This is a genomic window from Archangium gephyra, from assembly GCF_042230915.1.
Classification (GTDB): domain Bacteria; phylum Myxococcota; class Myxococcia; order Myxococcales; family Myxococcaceae; genus Archangium; species Archangium gephyra_B.
Genome location: NZ_CP102578.1, coordinates 11,949,230 through 11,964,604 on the forward strand (window position 1 = coordinate 11,949,230; position 15,375 = coordinate 11,964,604).

At 70.6% G+C, this 15,375-nt stretch carries 15 protein-coding genes and 1 pseudogene; 4 read left to right on the forward strand and 12 right to left on the reverse strand.

Going from position 1 to position 15,375, the window contains the following annotated elements; genetic code table 11:
• Window positions 1-119: 119 nt before the first annotated feature.
• Both NR798_RS47530 and NR798_RS47535 read right to left on the reverse strand, forming a co-directional pair.
• Window positions 120-2,003, reverse strand: a complete 1,884-nt coding sequence (locus NR798_RS47530; protein WP_375773931.1) for a kelch repeat-containing protein — start codon at window positions 2,001-2,003, stop codon at window positions 120-122.
• Between the two features lie 9 nt (window positions 2,004-2,012).
• Window positions 2,013-2,324: pseudogene (locus NR798_RS47535) on the reverse strand (kelch repeat-containing protein); the annotation flags it as partial.
• A 48-nt stretch (window positions 2,325-2,372) separates the two neighbouring features.
• Between NR798_RS47535 and NR798_RS47540 the strand changes: the two are divergent.
• Together NR798_RS47540 and NR798_RS47545 are read left to right on the forward strand one after the other, a co-directional pair.
• Entirely contained in the window at window positions 2,373-2,678 is a 306-nt protein-coding gene (locus tag NR798_RS47540) for an AHH domain-containing protein (protein ID WP_375773932.1), read from the forward strand.
• The gene (locus tag NR798_RS47545) at window positions 2,620-3,255 is read left to right on the forward strand and encodes an imm11 family protein (protein WP_375769283.1); all 636 of its coding nucleotides are present in this window, start codon (window positions 2,620-2,622) and stop codon (window positions 3,253-3,255) included. The genes NR798_RS47540 and NR798_RS47545 overlap by 59 nt, the downstream gene beginning before the upstream one ends.
• 9 nt (window positions 3,256-3,264) lie before the next feature.
• Here the strand turns inward: NR798_RS47545 and NR798_RS47550 are convergent, their stop codons facing one another.
• A complete protein-coding gene (locus NR798_RS47550; protein ID WP_375769284.1) occupies window positions 3,265-4,230 on the reverse strand; it encodes an alpha/beta fold hydrolase in 966 nt (321 codons plus the stop codon).
• Between the two features lie 324 nt (window positions 4,231-4,554).
• Between NR798_RS47550 and sppA the strand changes: the two genes are divergently transcribed.
• The gene (sppA, locus tag NR798_RS47555) at window positions 4,555-6,351 is read left to right on the forward strand and encodes a signal peptide peptidase SppA (protein ID WP_375769285.1); all 1,797 of its coding nucleotides are present in this window, start codon (window positions 4,555-4,557) and stop codon (window positions 6,349-6,351) included.
• Window positions 6,352-6,527: 176 nt separating this feature from the next.
• On the forward strand, window positions 6,528-7,613 hold the full coding sequence (locus NR798_RS47560) for a hypothetical protein (protein WP_375769286.1): 1,086 nt from the start codon (window positions 6,528-6,530) through the stop codon (window positions 7,611-7,613).
• 21 nt (window positions 7,614-7,634) lie between these two features.
• Here the strand turns inward: NR798_RS47560 and NR798_RS47565 are convergent, their stop codons facing one another.
• The 9 genes from NR798_RS47565 to rpmH all read right to left on the reverse strand — a co-directional run bounded on the left by NR798_RS47565 (window position 7,635) and on the right by rpmH (window position 15,004).
• Entirely contained in the window at window positions 7,635-8,222 is a 588-nt protein-coding gene (locus NR798_RS47565; RefSeq protein ID WP_375773933.1) for a Uma2 family endonuclease, read from the reverse strand.
• Window positions 8,223-8,319: 97 nt separating this feature from the next.
• A complete protein-coding gene (locus tag NR798_RS47570; RefSeq protein ID WP_375769287.1) occupies window positions 8,320-9,810 on the reverse strand; it encodes a tRNA modification GTPase in 1,491 nt (496 codons plus the stop codon).
• 54 nt (window positions 9,811-9,864) lie between these two features.
• Window positions 9,865-11,040 carry a hypothetical protein gene (locus NR798_RS47575; protein ID WP_375769288.1) on the reverse strand — a complete coding sequence of 392 codons (1,176 nt, stop codon included), beginning with the start codon at window positions 11,038-11,040 and terminating at the stop codon, window positions 9,865-9,867.
• A gap of 239 nt (window positions 11,041-11,279) precedes the next feature.
• Window positions 11,280-11,510 (reverse strand): hypothetical protein, encoded by a 231-nt coding sequence (locus NR798_RS47580; RefSeq protein ID WP_375769289.1) that lies wholly within the window; start codon window positions 11,508-11,510, stop codon window positions 11,280-11,282.
• A gap of 36 nt (window positions 11,511-11,546) precedes the next feature.
• Entirely contained in the window at window positions 11,547-12,338 is a 792-nt protein-coding gene (locus NR798_RS47585; protein WP_375769290.1) for a hypothetical protein, read from the reverse strand.
• Entirely contained in the window at window positions 12,335-14,197 is a 1,863-nt protein-coding gene (yidC, locus tag NR798_RS47590; protein ID WP_375769291.1) for a membrane protein insertase YidC, read from the reverse strand. Before yidC ends, NR798_RS47585 begins: the two co-directional genes overlap by 4 nt.
• Before the next feature lie 21 nt (window positions 14,198-14,218).
• Window positions 14,219-14,437 (reverse strand): membrane protein insertion efficiency factor YidD, encoded by a 219-nt coding sequence (gene yidD / locus NR798_RS47595; protein ID WP_375769292.1) that lies wholly within the window; start codon window positions 14,435-14,437, stop codon window positions 14,219-14,221.
• Entirely contained in the window at window positions 14,434-14,835 is a 402-nt protein-coding gene (gene rnpA, locus NR798_RS47600) for a ribonuclease P protein component (protein WP_375769293.1), read from the reverse strand. Before rnpA ends, yidD begins: the two co-directional genes overlap by 4 nt.
• Window positions 14,836-14,851: 16 nt before the next feature.
• On the reverse strand, window positions 14,852-15,004 hold the full coding sequence (gene rpmH, locus NR798_RS47605; RefSeq protein ID WP_375769294.1) for a 50S ribosomal protein L34: 153 nt from the start codon (window positions 15,002-15,004) through the stop codon (window positions 14,852-14,854).
• Between the last annotated feature and the right edge of the window lie 371 nt (window positions 15,005-15,375).

The following is a 15,375-nucleotide window of genomic DNA, read 5'->3' on the forward strand; positions in this document are numbered from 1 at the left end:
GGGCTGAACGAAGTGAGGGCGGGACTGACCAGGGGAGCACTCGGGCCATTCCCTCTCCCGCTGGGAGAGGGCCAGGGCCCCCTCCACCTCATCCGGGCAGAAGGGGCCCGGAACGGGCACTAGGGCAGCAGCACCTGGACGGGGGCGAACCGGTTGGTGGTCGTCCCATCGCCGAGCTGGCCATAGACGTTGTACCCCCAGGCCCACACGGTCCCGTCACGACGAACCGCCAGGGATTTGTACCCTCTGGCCGACACGGCCACGACGTCCCTCAAGTCCGCCACCTGTATGGGGACGTAACGGGTACCGGTGGTCCCATGGCCCAGCTGACCGTAATTGTTGCTCCCACACGCCCACGCCGTCCCGTCCTCGCGCAACGCCAGGGAATGGTCATAGCCGCCCGACAGAGCGACGGCGCCACTGAAGCCTGGAATCTGTACGGCGATGCGGCGGCTGGCGAGGGGCGGCGACTCGCAGATCCGGCCAGGACCATTCGACCCCCAGCCCCAGGCCGTTCCGTCGTTGCGAATCGCCAGGGAATGGTTCTCGCCTGCCCCCACGGACACCATGCCACTCAGGCCCACCACCTGCACGGGGGTGCGCCTGTCGATGAGCGTCCCATCGCCCAGCTCACCGGAACTGTTGCGCCCCCAGCCCCAGGCCGTTCCGTCGTTGCGAACCGCCAGGGAATGGTACCAGCCCGCCGCGATCGCCACGACGCCACTCAAGCCCGACACCTGCACGGGGGTGCGATTCGTACTGGTGGCACCCAACTGGCCATACGAGTTGCTCCCCCAGGCCCACACCGTCCCGTCATGACGAAGTGCCAGGGAATGACCGTTCCCCGCTGCCACGGCCACGATTCCGGTCAAGCCCGGCACCTGGATGGGGGTGCTCTGGCTGGTCAGCGTCCCATCGCCCAGCTGGCCGGAGCTGTTGAGTCCCCAAGCCCACACCGTCCCGTCCTCACGAACCGCCAGGGAATGGTTCCTTCCTCCCGCGATCGCCACGACTCCACTCAAGCCCGAGACCTGGACGGGAGCAGGAGGGGTGGTGGTGGTCCCATCTCCCAGTTGGCCAGAGCCGTTGGACCCCCACGCCCACACGGTTCCGTTGGAACGGACGGCCAGGCCATGGTTGTCACCCGCCGCCACCACCTTCGCCCAACCCGAAGCAGGAGGAGGCGTCTCGTACCACTCCGCGGTCTGCAGGGGAGCACCTGCCCAGCCCCCCGCGAGCAGAAGCTTCCCGGAAACCAGGGTGGCGGTGTGGATGCTGCGCGGCTCCCGCGGTGAAGGCAGGGCCGCCCAGGTCCCAGTCGCCGAATCGTAGACTTCCGCGGTGGCCAGCGCGCTATTCCCATTCTGTCCACCCACGACATACACCTTGGCGCCTACCAGCGTGGCGGTGTGGAACGTGCGAGGCGAGGACAGCGGGGCCGCGGCGGCCCACGTTCCGGTGGCTGGGTTGTACAGCTCCACCGTGGCAACGGCGCCACTCTCATTCTGCCCTCCCGCGACCAGCACCTTCCCGTCGGGCAGCAACGTCGCTGTGTGGTTGTACCTCGGGGTGGCCAGGGAAGACGTCGCCAGCCACCGGCCGGTCGCCGCGTCGTACACCTCCGCTGACGCCTGGGCCATCCACCCCCATCCCCCCGTCACCAGTACCTTCCCATCGGGCAACAACGTCGCCGTATGCCCATACCGATGCGTGGCCATGGGGTCCGCCGAAGCCCACGTTCCCGTCGCCGGATCGTAGAGGTCCACCGTGGTGTGGGCACCCCAGTTGTGGCCGCCTGCCACCAGCACCTTGCCGGACTGGAGCAGCGTCGCCGTGTTGTACCCACGCGCCAGGGAGATCGAGCCGGCGGAGGACCAGCTTCCGGTGGCCGGGTCATACAGCTCGGCGCTCGCGGTGTACCCATTCACATTCTCGCCCCCCACCACCAGCACCTGGCCCGACGGAAGCAGCGTCGCCGTGTGCGCCTCACGCGCGATGGCCATGCTCCCCGCGGGAACCCACGTTCCGGTGCCGGGCTCGTACACAGTCGCTGAAGCCAGATAAGTGTTGTAGCTCCATCCCCCCACCACCAGCACCTGGCCCGACGGAAGCAGGGTGGCTGAATGGTAGACCCGTTGCTCTGCGAGAGGGCTGGTGGATTGCCATTCCGCTGCCAGCGGTGCTTGGAGAAAAGAGAAGACTCCGGCCAGGAGGGCCAACAAGAAGCGGGGATCGCGCATGCGAGGAATTGGCTTTCGCTTGTGGGTGGACAGCTCACGACAGAAAAGCGTCAAGGCATGACGACAACGCCTCCAGCCTTTCATTGAGTCGGGAGGGCCTGGGAAGCCCAGACCCCGCTGAAGAGCTTCCACCTGCTCGGATGGGGAGTCAAAGGATTCACCCGAGCGAAGGGCAAGGAATTCGAGACGCGGGACTCACGCCTCGCGGGATGCAGTCGGGATGCGAAGGAGAACCGCATCTACTGCAAGGGACACAAAGGTCCTCATCCAGCGGAGTACCATGAGGCGGTGTACGAAAAGCTCCGTCGAGCCATGAGAAACTGCGGGACCGTTGCTCAATGCAGGGGCACCCTGGTGACAGCACTCGAGCAGCTCGCGGATGAGGTCTGCACTCCCGGGTCACACCTCCACCGGCTCATCACGAAGCCCCAGGATTGAGCTCGAAGCGAAAGACATGCCCAGGTACTACGAACTGAGGGACGACCTGCATCACCCCGGACGCTGGCACCTGCGGAGCCCGGTCGATGAACACGGGCAGAAGCTCAATCCCTGGCAGTTCACCGAGAGCCGCCGGCTCGAACCCCAGGGGCACATCCGCTTCCCCGTGAGGCCCGACGGAGTGACGCTGGACTTCACCCAGGACGCCTTCGCCAACCCCGTGCTCCACGCCCGCGTCGTCCAGCTCTTCGAGCACATGGGCATCCAGGAAGTGCAGTTCCTCCCTGTCCAGGTAGACGGCCACCCCGGGCCCTATTTCATCCTCAATGCGCTGCGCATCCTCCGCTGCATCGACGAGGCCCGCTGCGCCGAGGTGCAGTACTTCACGCCCGAGGACGGCCAGCCGGAGAAGGTAGGCGAGTACAAATACGTGCGGGGGATGCGCATCGACCCGGCGAAAGCCGAAGGCGCCCGCGTCTTCCGTGCCTGGGGATGGGATGCCCTCATCGTCTCCGAGGACCTCAAGCAGGCCCTGGAGCACGAGGGCCTCACCGGCCCCGTCTTCACCGAGGTGTAACGGCGCCCGCTACCAGCACCGGGCGGCGAAGGCGGCCAGCTCGCGGTTGAAGCGGCGGGCGTCCTCCCAGAAGGGCGAGTGGCCGACGCCCGAGTACAACGACATCTGGGCCCCGGGCACCAGCGAGGCGATGTGCCGGCTGGACGCGGGCAGCACCACCCGGTCCTCCAGCCCGTGCGTCACCATCACCGGCACCGTCAGCCCGTGCAGCACGTCGTCATAGTCCTCGGCGCGCGAGCCGAGCGCCTCGCGCACGTATGCCGGCACCATCTCCGTGTACGCCAGCACCCGCTTGCGCGTCTCCTGCGACACCGGCTGGTGGTGCAGCAGCGACACGAACGTCTCCAGCGTGGCGCGGCTCGCCCCCGCCTCCTCGGTGAACAGCCCGGGGACGAGCCCATGCATCTCGGGTGACAGCATCCCGAAGGCCTCCTCCGAGCCGCTCTTCACCATGGCGGACACGAACTGCACCCCCGCCACATGCCCCTGCCCGAAGTGGCGCAGGTAGTCCGCGACAATCATCCCGCCGTACGACCAGCCCACCATCAGCGGCCGATCCAGCTCCAGCGCGGTGATGACGGCATGGATGTCCCGGGCCCACACCCGGCCGTCCCCGTAGCCCGCGCGCGGCTTGTCCGAGAGCCCATGGCCCCTCAAGTCCAGCGCCACCAGCCGGAAGCCCAGGCCCAGGGCGCTCTGGAACTGCCGCCGCCAGGCCAGGTGGCACTGGGAGAAGCCGTGGACGAAGAAGAGGGGCGGCCCGTACTCGTCCCCCGCGTCGTACACGCGCAGGGCCACGCCCCCGGCGCCCTCCACCGTGTGCACCCGCACCGGGATGGGCTCGAAGAAGGGCGACTCGTTCTCCGGGTCCCTCCACGCGGTGGGCGGCTCCAGCACCGTCGAGGCCGGGCCCGGGCGGGTCCGCGCCATCGGAGTAGGCATCTGCACGGAGGGTGAGAGGAGTTCGTCCATCATGGCGCGCTGTCCTTCGGGGTACGCAAACGGAGGGTCCGGCCCCGCTAGGAATAGGCATCCCCCACGAGAGCGGGAGCCCCCCTTCTCCAGAAGTCCGGGGGAAGCCGTGCCGCGCCGGAATACTTTTCCAGCCGTGAACAAACTGTTTTCCCTGGAGGGAGGCCGCTTGCAGGGCGCGGGCCGGGGGAAGTGCGCGGCAGGAGACGTCTGGCCGCCCTGCGCACCGGGGAGCGCGGGGCGAGGGCGGGGCGGGCGTCGTCACGCGAGGCGGTTAGTAGTAAGCCCACGTCGTACACGGACAGGTCGGAGCCGGGAGCCTCGCGCATGAAACGCTTCTTCATTGGTTCGCTCGCGGTGGTGGGCGCGCTGAGCATCCTTCTCTTTGGCAGCCTGGTGGGGCTCTTCATCCTGGGGGCGTCCAACAAGCCCTCGGTGCCGGGCCAGGTGGTGCTGGAGCTGGAGCTGGACGAGCGGCTGGTGGAGTACGTGCCGGAGGACTCGCTGGCGAGCGCGTTCGGCTCGGAGCGGCTGACGGTGCGGGACGTGGTGGACGCGCTGGAGCGGGCCGGCGGGGACGAGCGGGTGAAGGGGCTGGTGGTGAAGGTGAATGGGACGCCGGGGAGCACGGCGGTGGTGCAGGAGCTGCGCGACGCGGTGAAGGCCTTCCGGGCGACGGGGAAGAAGGCGGTGGCGTACGCGGAGACGTTTGGCGAGAGCGGGAATGCGACGGGCGGGTACTACCTGGCCTCGGCCTTCGACGAGGTGTACGTGCAGCCCTCGGGCGAGGTGTCGGTGACGGGGGTGGCCATCGAGACGCCCTTCGCGCGCGACGCGCTGGCGAAGCTGGGCGTCAAGCCGCGGATGAGCAAGCGCCACGAGTACAAGGCGGCGGTGAACACGTACACGGAGCAGACGTACACGGCGCCGCACCGGGAGGAGACGGAGCGCTTCCTGACGAGCCTCTTCGGGCAGATGGTGAAGGGGGTGGCCGAGGGCCGGGGGCTGAGCGAGGAGCAGGCGAGGGCGGCGGTGGACGCGGCGCCGCTGCTGGCCCAGGAGGCGCTGGAGGCGAAGCTGGTGGACGGGCTGCTCTACCGCGACGAGGTGTACGCGAAGGTGAAGGAGGCGACGGGCGGGAAGGCGGAGCTGTTGTACCTGGAGAAGTACCTGGAGCGGGCGGGGCGGCCGAACCGGACGGGCACGCAGACGGTGGCGCTCATCTACGGGGCGGGGGAGATTTCACGGGGGCAGAGCCGGGCCAACCCCATGTCGGGGGACGTGGTGATGGGGAGCGACTCGGTGGCGGCGGCGTTCCGCAAGGCGGTGGAGGACGCGCGGGTGAAAGCGATTGTCTTCCGGGTGGACAGCCCCGGGGGCAGCTACGTGGCGAGCGACTCGGTGCGCCGCGAGGTGCAGCGGGCGCGCGAGCAGGGCAAGCCGGTCATCGTGACGATGGGCTCGTACGCGGCGAGCGGCGGCTACTTCGTGGCCATGGACGCGGACAAGATCGTGGCGCAGCCGGGGACGCTGACGGGCAGCATCGGCGTGTACAACGGGAAGATGGTGACGGCGGACTTCTGGGAGAAGCTGGGCGTGAACTGGGAGCCGCTGGGGGCGGGGAAGAACGCGACGATGTACAGCTCGGACGCGGACTTCACGCCGGAGCAGCACGCGAAGAACGAGGCGTCGTTGGACCGGGTGTACGCGGACTTCACGGGCAAGGCGGCGGCGGGCCGGAAGATGCCGCTGGAGAAGATGCAGGAGGTGGCCAAGGGGCGGGTGTGGACGGGGGAGGACGCGAAGGCGCACGGGCTGGTGGACGAGCTGGGCGGCTTCCCGGTGGCGCTGCGGCTGGCCAAGGAGGCGGCGAAGCTGGAGGGGCCGGTGCGGGTGGAGGTGTTCCCCCGGAAGAAGGGCGCGGCCGAGGTGCTCTCGGAGCTGCTGGGTGAGAAGCAGGGGGACAACAGCGAGGACGCGGCCTCGGGCGTGCGGATGACGGCGCCGTGGCAGCCGGTGCTCGAGCAGACCCAGGCGCTGTACCGGCTGGGCGTGAAGCTGGGCATGGTGGGCGAGCAGCGCCGGCAGGTGCTCTCCGCGCCGGTGCCCGACACCACCTGGTAGCGCTCCGCCACGGCCGTCGGTCAGCGGACACCCGGAGCTGTCGCACGCCCTGGATAACCAGACAGCCCCTGAAGACAGACAGGAAATGGCGCGGGTAGGCCTGTGTCTGACGCGAACAGACAAGACACCGTGGGTGGAAATGTTCTAGAGAGCCGCGCACGCAGGGGGAGCGGCCAATGCAGACGAAGAAGCGGCTGGGCGAAATCCTGGTGGAGCTGGGAGTGCTGGACGGGCTGCAATTGCAGTCGGCGCTGGCCTACCAGCGAAAGTGGGGCGTGCCGCTGGGGCAGGTGGTGGTGGACCTGCGCTTCTGCACGGCGGAGCAGGTGCTGGAGGCGCTGGCGCACCAGACGGGCGTGCTGGCGATGGACCTGGACGCCGAGCGGCTGAACCTGGAGCTGGCGGAGCTGGTGCCCCGGCGGCTGGCGGAGATGCACCGGGTGGTGCCGCTGCGGCTGGAGGGCCCCCGGGACATGGTGCTGGTGGTGGCCATCGCCGCGCCAGCGAGCCTGCAGTCGCTGGACGCGGTGCGCAGCGTGGCGCGCAAAGCCCGGGTGGTGCCCTGGCTGGCGATGGACGCCGCCATTGGCCGGGCCATCGAGCGGCTCTACCAGGACGGCGCGGAGGCGGTGTCCCGGCGCGCGGAGGTGGAGGCCATCACCCTGCCCGAGGCGGACGCGGACATGCCGCTCAACCCGGGCTGCCTGGCGGCGCTGACGGAGGGCGGGCGCTTCGACGAGGCGCGCGGCATCCTCCTGCCGGACCTCAATCCCGAGCGCGAGACGTTGGACATTCCGCTGCTGGAGCCGCTGGACGTGGAGGAGCTGGCGGGGCTGCTGGCGCTGCCGGAGGTGGCGGAGCCGGAGGCGGGCGCGGTGCTCATCTACGGGTGGGGCGCGGCCGCGGCGGCGGGGCTGGTGCGGGTGCTGGGCGAGGCGGGCTTCCGGGCGAGCGTGGCGAGCACGGAGCAGGTGCTGGCGGCGGACGAGCGGGCGGTGGTGCTCGCGCCGCTGCCGTCGCTGGAGGCGCTGAGGCGCCGGCCGGTGGCGCAGCTGCTGGCGGCGGGCAAGGTGCCGGAGCTGGACGTGGTGAGGGCGCAGGCACTGGGAGCGCGCGGCTTCCTGGCGGCACCACTGGACACGGACCTGATGCTGCGGGCGGTGCGGCGGCTGCTGCGCACGGTGGGCGAGCGGGCCCGGATGCCGGCGGCGGCGCACCTCCAGGCGGCGGGCGAGGCGCCCCGGCTCCGGGCGGCGAGCTGAGGCGCCTCGGGCGTCAGCGGCTCAACGCACCAGCTCCAGGAAGCTCTCGGTGGGCATCCACAGCGAGGAGAGCTCGAGCGGGTGCGAGGTGAAGGGCTCGGCGCGGACGATGGCGTCGCCCTCGGAGGTGTCCACGAGGAGCCAGCCGCGCTTGACGCGCTGGAACACCTCGAGGGTGCGGGCGGCGGGGTCGACGAGCCACACGTGGGACACCCCGGCGCGCGCGTAGGCGGGGAGCTTGCGGGTGCGGTCGAGCGCGGCGGTGGAGGGCGTGAGGACCTCGCAGATCCAATCCGGCGCGAGCGTGAGGAAGGGCTCATCGGGCGTGGGAGCCTCGGTGAGCCGGTCGCGGCGCCAGCCGGCGAGATCGGGCACGAGCACATCGCGGCCGAGACGCAGCTCGGGGGCGCGCAGGAAGCACCAGCGGCCGGAACCGCCGCGGCGCGGATCGAGCCGTTCACCGAGCTCGACCCCCAACATGAAGGCGGCACGGGCCTGACCAGGCGCCGGCCGGGGCGAAGCCACCAGCTCCTCGTCCAGAATCTCCCCAACCCATCCCATGGGCAGCGCCTCGAGAGCCGAGTAGGCCGCCTGCTGGTTGTTGCACATCGGAATCACCCTGTCCTCCTGGCCCGGGTGAGGTGAACCGGGCAGGGGAAGCAGTCTAAGGAGCGGTCTGACATGCGCCGGGCGGCGGGGCGGGTGTCTACTTGCCGATACAGAAGCGCTGGAAGATGGCGTCGAGGAGGGCCTCGGAAGCGGAGGTCCCGGACACCTCGCCGAGGGACTCGAGGGCGAGGCCGACCTCGCCGGAGACGACCTCGAGGGTGGAGAAGCGGCAGGCGGACTCGGCGCGGGAGAGGGCCTCGGCGGTGCGGCGGAGGGCCTCGGCATGGCGCTCGGAGACGAGGGCGACGGCGGAGGGAGCACCGCCGCCCCACAAGCGCGAGAGCATAGCGGAGCGCAGCAACTCCACCCCCTCGCCGGTCAACCCACTGACGGACAAAGCGGAAGCACCCACCGCATCACCTACCACCGCCTCAGCGACCACCGTCCCAGTTCCACGGCCAACACCCCTCTCCCTCCGGGAGAGGGACGGGGTGAGGGTGCCTGAATCCCGGGTTGAGCCCGCGTCCATCCCCTCTCCCTCTGGGAGAGGGTCAGGGTGAGGGTCCGCGGAGCCCCCAGCGCGCCGCACATCGCACTTGCCGGCGACAAGAAGAACAGGCGTGGCCCCGGCATCACGGAGCCACCGTTGTGCCTCCGAGTCACGGGCCTCGGGAGGAAGCACGAGCACGGCGAGGTCCACGGAAGCGAGCACCTCGCGAGTCCGGGCAATGCCCAGCGCTTCCACGCGCCCAGGAGCCTCGCGAAGCCCGGCGGTATCGAGCAGAGCCACGCCAAGCCCCTCCCACTCGACGCGGGCCTCCAGCACATCGCGAGTCGTCCCCGGCTCTTCATCCACGAGGGCGCGCGCTTCCCCCAAGAGCCGGTTGAACAGCGTAGACTTGCCCGCGTTCACGGGCCCATACAGCGCAACCCGCGCCCCGCGGCGCACGAGCCGTCCACGGCCGACCTCGGCGAGCAACTCATCCGCGATGGCCCGCAACTCGGAGACACGGGCCTGAGCGCCCTCATCGGCGCCCTCGGCCTCCTCGGGAAAATTCAGCACGCCCTCGAGGTCCGCATGGAGCGAGCGCAGCGGCTCCTCCAGGGCCCGGACCCGGGCGGCCAGGGCCCCGGCGAGGCCCGCGGCCGCTGCCCTCACAGCGGCCTCGGAGTCGGCGGCGACGAGGTCGGCGACGGCCTCGGCGCGGGTGAGGTCCATGCGGCCGTGGAGGAAGGCGCGGCGGGTGAACTCCCCGGGCCCGGCGTGGCGCACCGCGGGGTGCTCGAGCGCGCGGGCGAGCAACATGCGCAGCAGACGCGGGCTGCCATGGGCCTGCAGCTCGACGACGTCCTCACCGGTGAAGGAATTCGGCGCGCGGAAGAACAGGAACAACCCTTCGTCGAGCACGGCGCCGGAGGCATCGACGAAGGAGGCGAGGTAGGCGTGCCGGGGCGTGGGAGAGGCGGGCACGCCGGGAGCGAGCAGGCGGCCCACCTCGAGGGCGGCGGGGCCGGAGAGGCGGAGGATGCCGACGGCGCCGGCGGCGGGGGCGGTGGCGAGCGCGGCGAGGGTTGCGGGGGAGCTCATGGGGGGGACGTCATCGGAGCCCCACCGAGCCCCCTCGGGGGAGGAGGCGGAGCGCTACGGGCTCAGGAAGGAGGTGGGGGTGTTGAAGTTCTCGTCGTAGCAACCGTTGCAGGACACGATGCCATTGCCATCGGCCTTGCCACCACGGAGTTGGGAGCCGGCGATGCGGATGGAGTAGCCCTCGGCGCTGCGGACGCTCTGGGTGGAGCCCGAGAGGGTGGAGCGCTGCACCTCCACGAGCTGGGGAGTGGCGTCGGAGCGCAGCACCTCCAGGGCGCGGGCCTGGCGTCCCGAGGGGCCGGAGCCCGAGAGGGTGCTGTCCCGCACGGAGGCGGGGGAGGAGGCCAGCCGCAGGCCCAGGGACACCCCGCCGTCGGTGGCAGCCACCTCGGCACGCACGAGGGCCAGCCGGGAGGCCTCGGCGTCGACTCCGATGGCCTCGGTGCCGCCCCGGGCGGTGGCGGAGGAGTCCCACAGCTCCACGGTGCCGCCGTGCACGGAGACGCCGGTGGCGCTGTCTCCGCCCTGGGCGAGGAAGGTGGAGCCGGACACCTTCACGGTGCAGCCCTCGCACGAGAAGCCCACGGTGGTGCCCTGGGGAGAGGAGGCACTGGCCTGGAGGTGCTCGAGGCCCCCCGGGCCGGGGCCGGCCGAGGACAGGAAGGCGACGGTGCGCACCGCGCCATCATGGGCGAAGGCCACCACGTCCCGGGCGCGGAAGAGGGGCGAGGCGTTGGAGATGGCCACGGCCTCGCCCGGGCCGCCCAGGTGCTCCACGGTGAGCGAGCGCAGCTCGGTGTGGTCGGCGGTCACCACCGTGGGGCCCGGGGCGCGCGAGCGCACGGTGGTGAGCTGCTCTCCGGCGCCCCGCAGGTGGATGTGGGGCCGCAGCTGCAGCCCCTGGGGGCCGAGGTCGTACACCCCGGGCTCGATGAAGAGGAGCCAGGGCTCCTCGGCGGACACCTTGGTGATGGACTGGAGGGCGTTGCGGAGGTTCTCGCCGCCGATGAGGGGCGTGTCACCCGGGGGCACGATGCGGATGCGGGCGAAGTTGCCGGGGGGCCCCATGGGTCCGGGGTCTCCCTTGGCGCCGGGCTCGCCCCGGGGGCCGGGGAGGGACTCGCCCATGGGCCCCGGGTCCCCCTTGGGTCCGGGGTCTCCCTTGCCCCCTCCACAACCGGAGGCGGAGACGAGCAGGATGCACACGGGGAGAATGACCGAGCGCCGCATGGAGAGGCCCTCCTGTGCCCCTGGGGGCACGGTCCACCGGAACCTTCCGGCGGGGAAGCCTCCAGGAACTACGCGCGCCCCCTCCCGGCGTCCACCCGGCCGGAGGGGCCACGCCGCCAGCGGACGCTCCGAACGTCCACCAGCGGCGCCCCTGGCGAGGCCACGCCCACCGGAGGACACCTACCCGGGACCGTGGGACATCGCCCCGGAAGGCGAGCCCCGCGAGACCTCCGGGACACTCAGCCCCGAGGGCCCTGCGCGGGAGTGGAGCCGCGGGCGGCGCGCTCGACGCTCTCGCGGTTCTCCTCGATGTACTTCTCGACCGCGGCGTCCTCGAGCTCCAGATCGCGCAGTACACCCGGGTAGACGAACTTGAAGGCCGGGGACTCCTCGTCCCCGCGCAGCCGGAAGCTCATCTTCATCACGGCCGCTCCGTATAGCTTGTCTTTGAGCGACTTGGCCTTGCCCATTGAATGCCCTTTCGTCGGTGGGCCTCGCAGGGCCTCTCAGCCCTCGAGGTCATCCTCGTCGTCGTCGTCCGGCAGCATGCTCCGCTTGGGGAGCGGGGCAGGCTTGTCCGGAGTGAACACCACGCGCCGGTTGCGGCCCTCGCCCTCGCAAGAGACCTTCACCCCCGGCACACCCTCTACTGCTTTCAGGACGCGCGCGCGGTCATCTTGCTTCACTGTAACGAGCGCATAGAAGCGGCCCAGGGAGGCCGACTTCTCGGCGAGCTTGCGAGCCACCTCCCGCAGGGCGGCATCCTCGGCGACTTCCAGGGAGCGTTCATCCGACTCGGACCCACCCCGGGGCGAGGCGGCGGGGGCCTTGGCCTGGGGGGGAGCGGGCTGTCCCCGGGCGGGCTTGGGCGGGCGCGGGGCGGGCGCGGCAGCGGCCGGGGGAGGCGGCTGGGGCGCGGGCGCGGCGGGCTGGGCGGCGGCGGTGGCCTGGGCGGCGGCCTGCTCGCGCTTCAGCCGCTCGCTGCGGGGCTCCGGGTGGACGCCCACGCCCACCAGGAGGAAGCGCCGCTCGTTGCCCGGGCGGTGGAGCATCTTGTTGAGGAGGAACTGGAGCGAGTCCACCACCTGGCTGCGCTTGCCGCTCTCCACGCCCGGAGGCAGCTCGCCCTGGAAGTGCAGGGCGACGGAGAGGCTGCCATCGCTGGCGTCCTTGAAGTCGAGCCGGGCGGGGAAGCCCATCATGCCGAGGATGTCGGTGAGCAGCCGCTCCACGCGGGGGCGGATGTCCGCGCCGCCCGCGGGTGCCGCAGAGGACTCGGGTGCCTGCACGTCGCTCACTTGCGCTTGCCTCCCGCGGTGGCCGTGGCCGTGCCCGCCGGCAGTCCGCCTCCGCCTCCGCCCTTCTTCTCCAGCCACTTCCTCAGGCCGTACTGCTGGGCGATGGAGAGCAGGTTGTTGGTGAAGATGTAGAGCGCCAGCCCCGCCGGGTAGTTGAGCAGGGTCAGGGTGAAGATGATGGGGACGAACCAGGTCATGATCTTCGCCTGGGCCGGGTCACCCATCTGCGGCTGCAGCTTCTGGGTGATGATCATGCTGATGCCCAGCGCGAGCGGCAGCAGGTAGGTCGGATCCTTGAACGTCAGGTCGCGCCACACCGGCCCGAAGAACGGCTCCTGGTAGATGTCGTAGCTGTTGCGCAGGGCGGTGAAGAGGGCAATCCAGACAGGCATCTGGATGAGCATCGGGAGGCAGCCGCCGAGCGGGTTCACCTTGGCCTCCTGATAGACCTTCATCATCTCCATGTTCTGGCGCTCGCGGTCGTCCGCGTACTTCTTGCGCAGCTCCTCGATGCGAGGCTGGAGCTTCTTCATGGCCTCCATGCTCACCATGGAGCGGTGGGTGAGGGGCAGGAGGATCGTCTTCACCAGCACGGTGAGCAGGATGATGGCCACGCCCCAGTTGCCCACCAGGCCGTGGAAGAACTTCATGATGCTCACCAGCAGCTTGGCGATGACGGCCCACATGCCGTAGTCGATGGTTTCGGTGAGCTGGGGGTTGTAGACGGCGGCGGTGGAGGAGAGGCCAGCGGCCTCGCGCACGGCGGGGCCGGGCACGGCGGTGAGCAGGTCATCCTCCTTGGGCCCGAGGTAGCCGCCGAAGCGCAGCGTCACCGTCTGGCCAGGGCCCGCGGTGAGCGGGAAGCCGGCGGTGACGGCGCGCGCCGTGTTGGTGGCCACGAACTCGCAGCGGCCCTGCAGGGGGCCCTCGAGCGGGTAGAGCGCGGAGAGGAAGTACTGCTGATCGATTCCGAAGTAGTGCACCAGGCCGCGCATGTCCTCGGCGTCCGGCTGCTTCTGGTCGGCGGCCAGCTTGTGCTTCTCCTCGCCCACGTGGCACGAGGCGTAGCTGAGGTTGCCCACGCCGCCGAAGAAGGACGGGGCGTGCTCGTTGTTCGGGTCGATGGCGCGGCTGTAGTGCACCTGCAGCTCACCGGTGGCCGGCTGCGCCGAGGTGTTCTTCACCTGCAGCGTGTAGAGCAGCTCGAAGCCTTCCTTCTGCCACTGCAGCGTCTTGGTCACCTCCCACGGCCCCTGGCGCGTGGTGAAGGAGGCGGCCGTCTCCGGGTGGGCCGTCTCGGCCACGGCGTAGCGCGCGTTGGCGGACAGGGGCGCGGGGCCCACGATGGAGACGGACAGCGGCAGGAGCTGGTCCGACACCGGCCGCGCCAGGTTCATCTGCGCCGGGGGCGGCACGTTGCCACCGAAGAGCAGCTTGTAGCCCTCGGCGATGGACACCTGGCCCTGCTCGCGCATCTTCGGGCCCTGGAGCTCGGCCGAGGTGAGACCCGCGCCCTGGGTGGAGAAGGTGTAGTGGGTGTGCTGGCGCTGGAAGTCCAGCGAGCGCACCGGCGGGGGCGGGGTGGCGTCGGCCGTGGCCCCGGCGGCCTCCGGGCCGGTGCCCGCGGGCGGCGGCGTCCCGGCGGTGTCCGTCCCCGTACCGGCGGTGGGAGCGGCCGTGCCAGCGTCGGTGCCGGCCACCACCTGCCCCGCGTCCGCGGCCCCGGCCTCGGGCGGCGGCCCCTTGGGCGCGAAGAAGTAGGTGTAGGCGAAGGTGAGCGCCATCGCGAGGGCGAGCGCCACCATCAGTCGCCGCTGGGAGTCAGCCGAGTTGGGCGAGAGCGGATCCAGATCGTTCATAGGGAAGGAAGGGGAGAGCGGTCAGGGCACCGGGTCGAAGCCGCCAGGGTGGAAGGGTTGGCAGCGCAACAGGCGCCAGACGGTGAGGCGAAGGCCGCGCAGGGCTCCGTGCTTGTGGAGCGCCTGAAGGGCATACGAGGAACAGGAGGGGTGGAAGCGGCAGGCCGGGGGCAGCAGGGGCGAGAGGAACCGCCGGTAGAAGCGGATGGGCAGCGCGAGCAGCCAGGCGAGGGGGCTCATCGGGCGGACTCCCGGGGGCCGGACGGAAACAACCTCTGCAGCTTGCGGGTGACCCCGTCGAAGGCGCGGGAGAGGTCCGCGAGTGACGCATCCTTGGCGGACTGGCGCACGACCAGGACCACGTCCACACCGGAGGGCCATTGCCCGCGACGCTTGCGGAAGAGCTCCCGGAGGAGCCTTCGCAGGCGGGCACGCACCACGGCATTGCCCACCTTGCTGGAGACGGTCAGGCCCACCCGGCTGTAGGGCCGGGCATTGGGCCGAGCGAGCCCCAGGAGACAATCAGAGGGAAGCTTCTGACCCTTCTCCTGGACCTCGAGGAACTCGCGCCGCGTGAGCAGGCGCAGGGCCTTGGGGAAGCGCTCGTCGCGAGGTGGCGCCTGGCCCTCGGCCTTCACGCGAGCATCCCAGGGACTACTTCTTGTAGGACGCAACCACCAGGCGCTTACGGCCCTTGGCGCGGCGGCTCTTGAGCACGTCCTGACCGCCCTTGGTGGAGTTGCGCTTGCGGAAACCGTGGGTGCGGTTGCGCCGGATCTTGGAAGGTTGATAGGTGCGCTTGGACACGGCTGGACTCCTGGGACGACGAGCCACCCGCTCATGATGCGGGCGCCCTTATCCACGAGACTGAGGAAGGCGGCGCTCGTAACCCGATCTCCCACCCAAGTCAACGTCGGATCACTCCGGGCTGTCCGGACCTGGGGGTCCGGGGCCCTTTTGCGCCCCATACCCGGGGTGAAACGGAATGGGGGTGGGAGGGCTCGCACCACAACCGGTGGGAGGGGGTGGGGGATTCCGCCCGGGGCGTCCGATCGGACCAGAGGGTGTAGGGGCGCGGAATGTCAGGGGTTCGGGCGGCAAACTTGATCGCCCAGGGGGGGCCTGTTAGCACGGTCGGCCCCCTCCCTGGCGGTCTCGCCGGGGTTTCGGAGGCCATC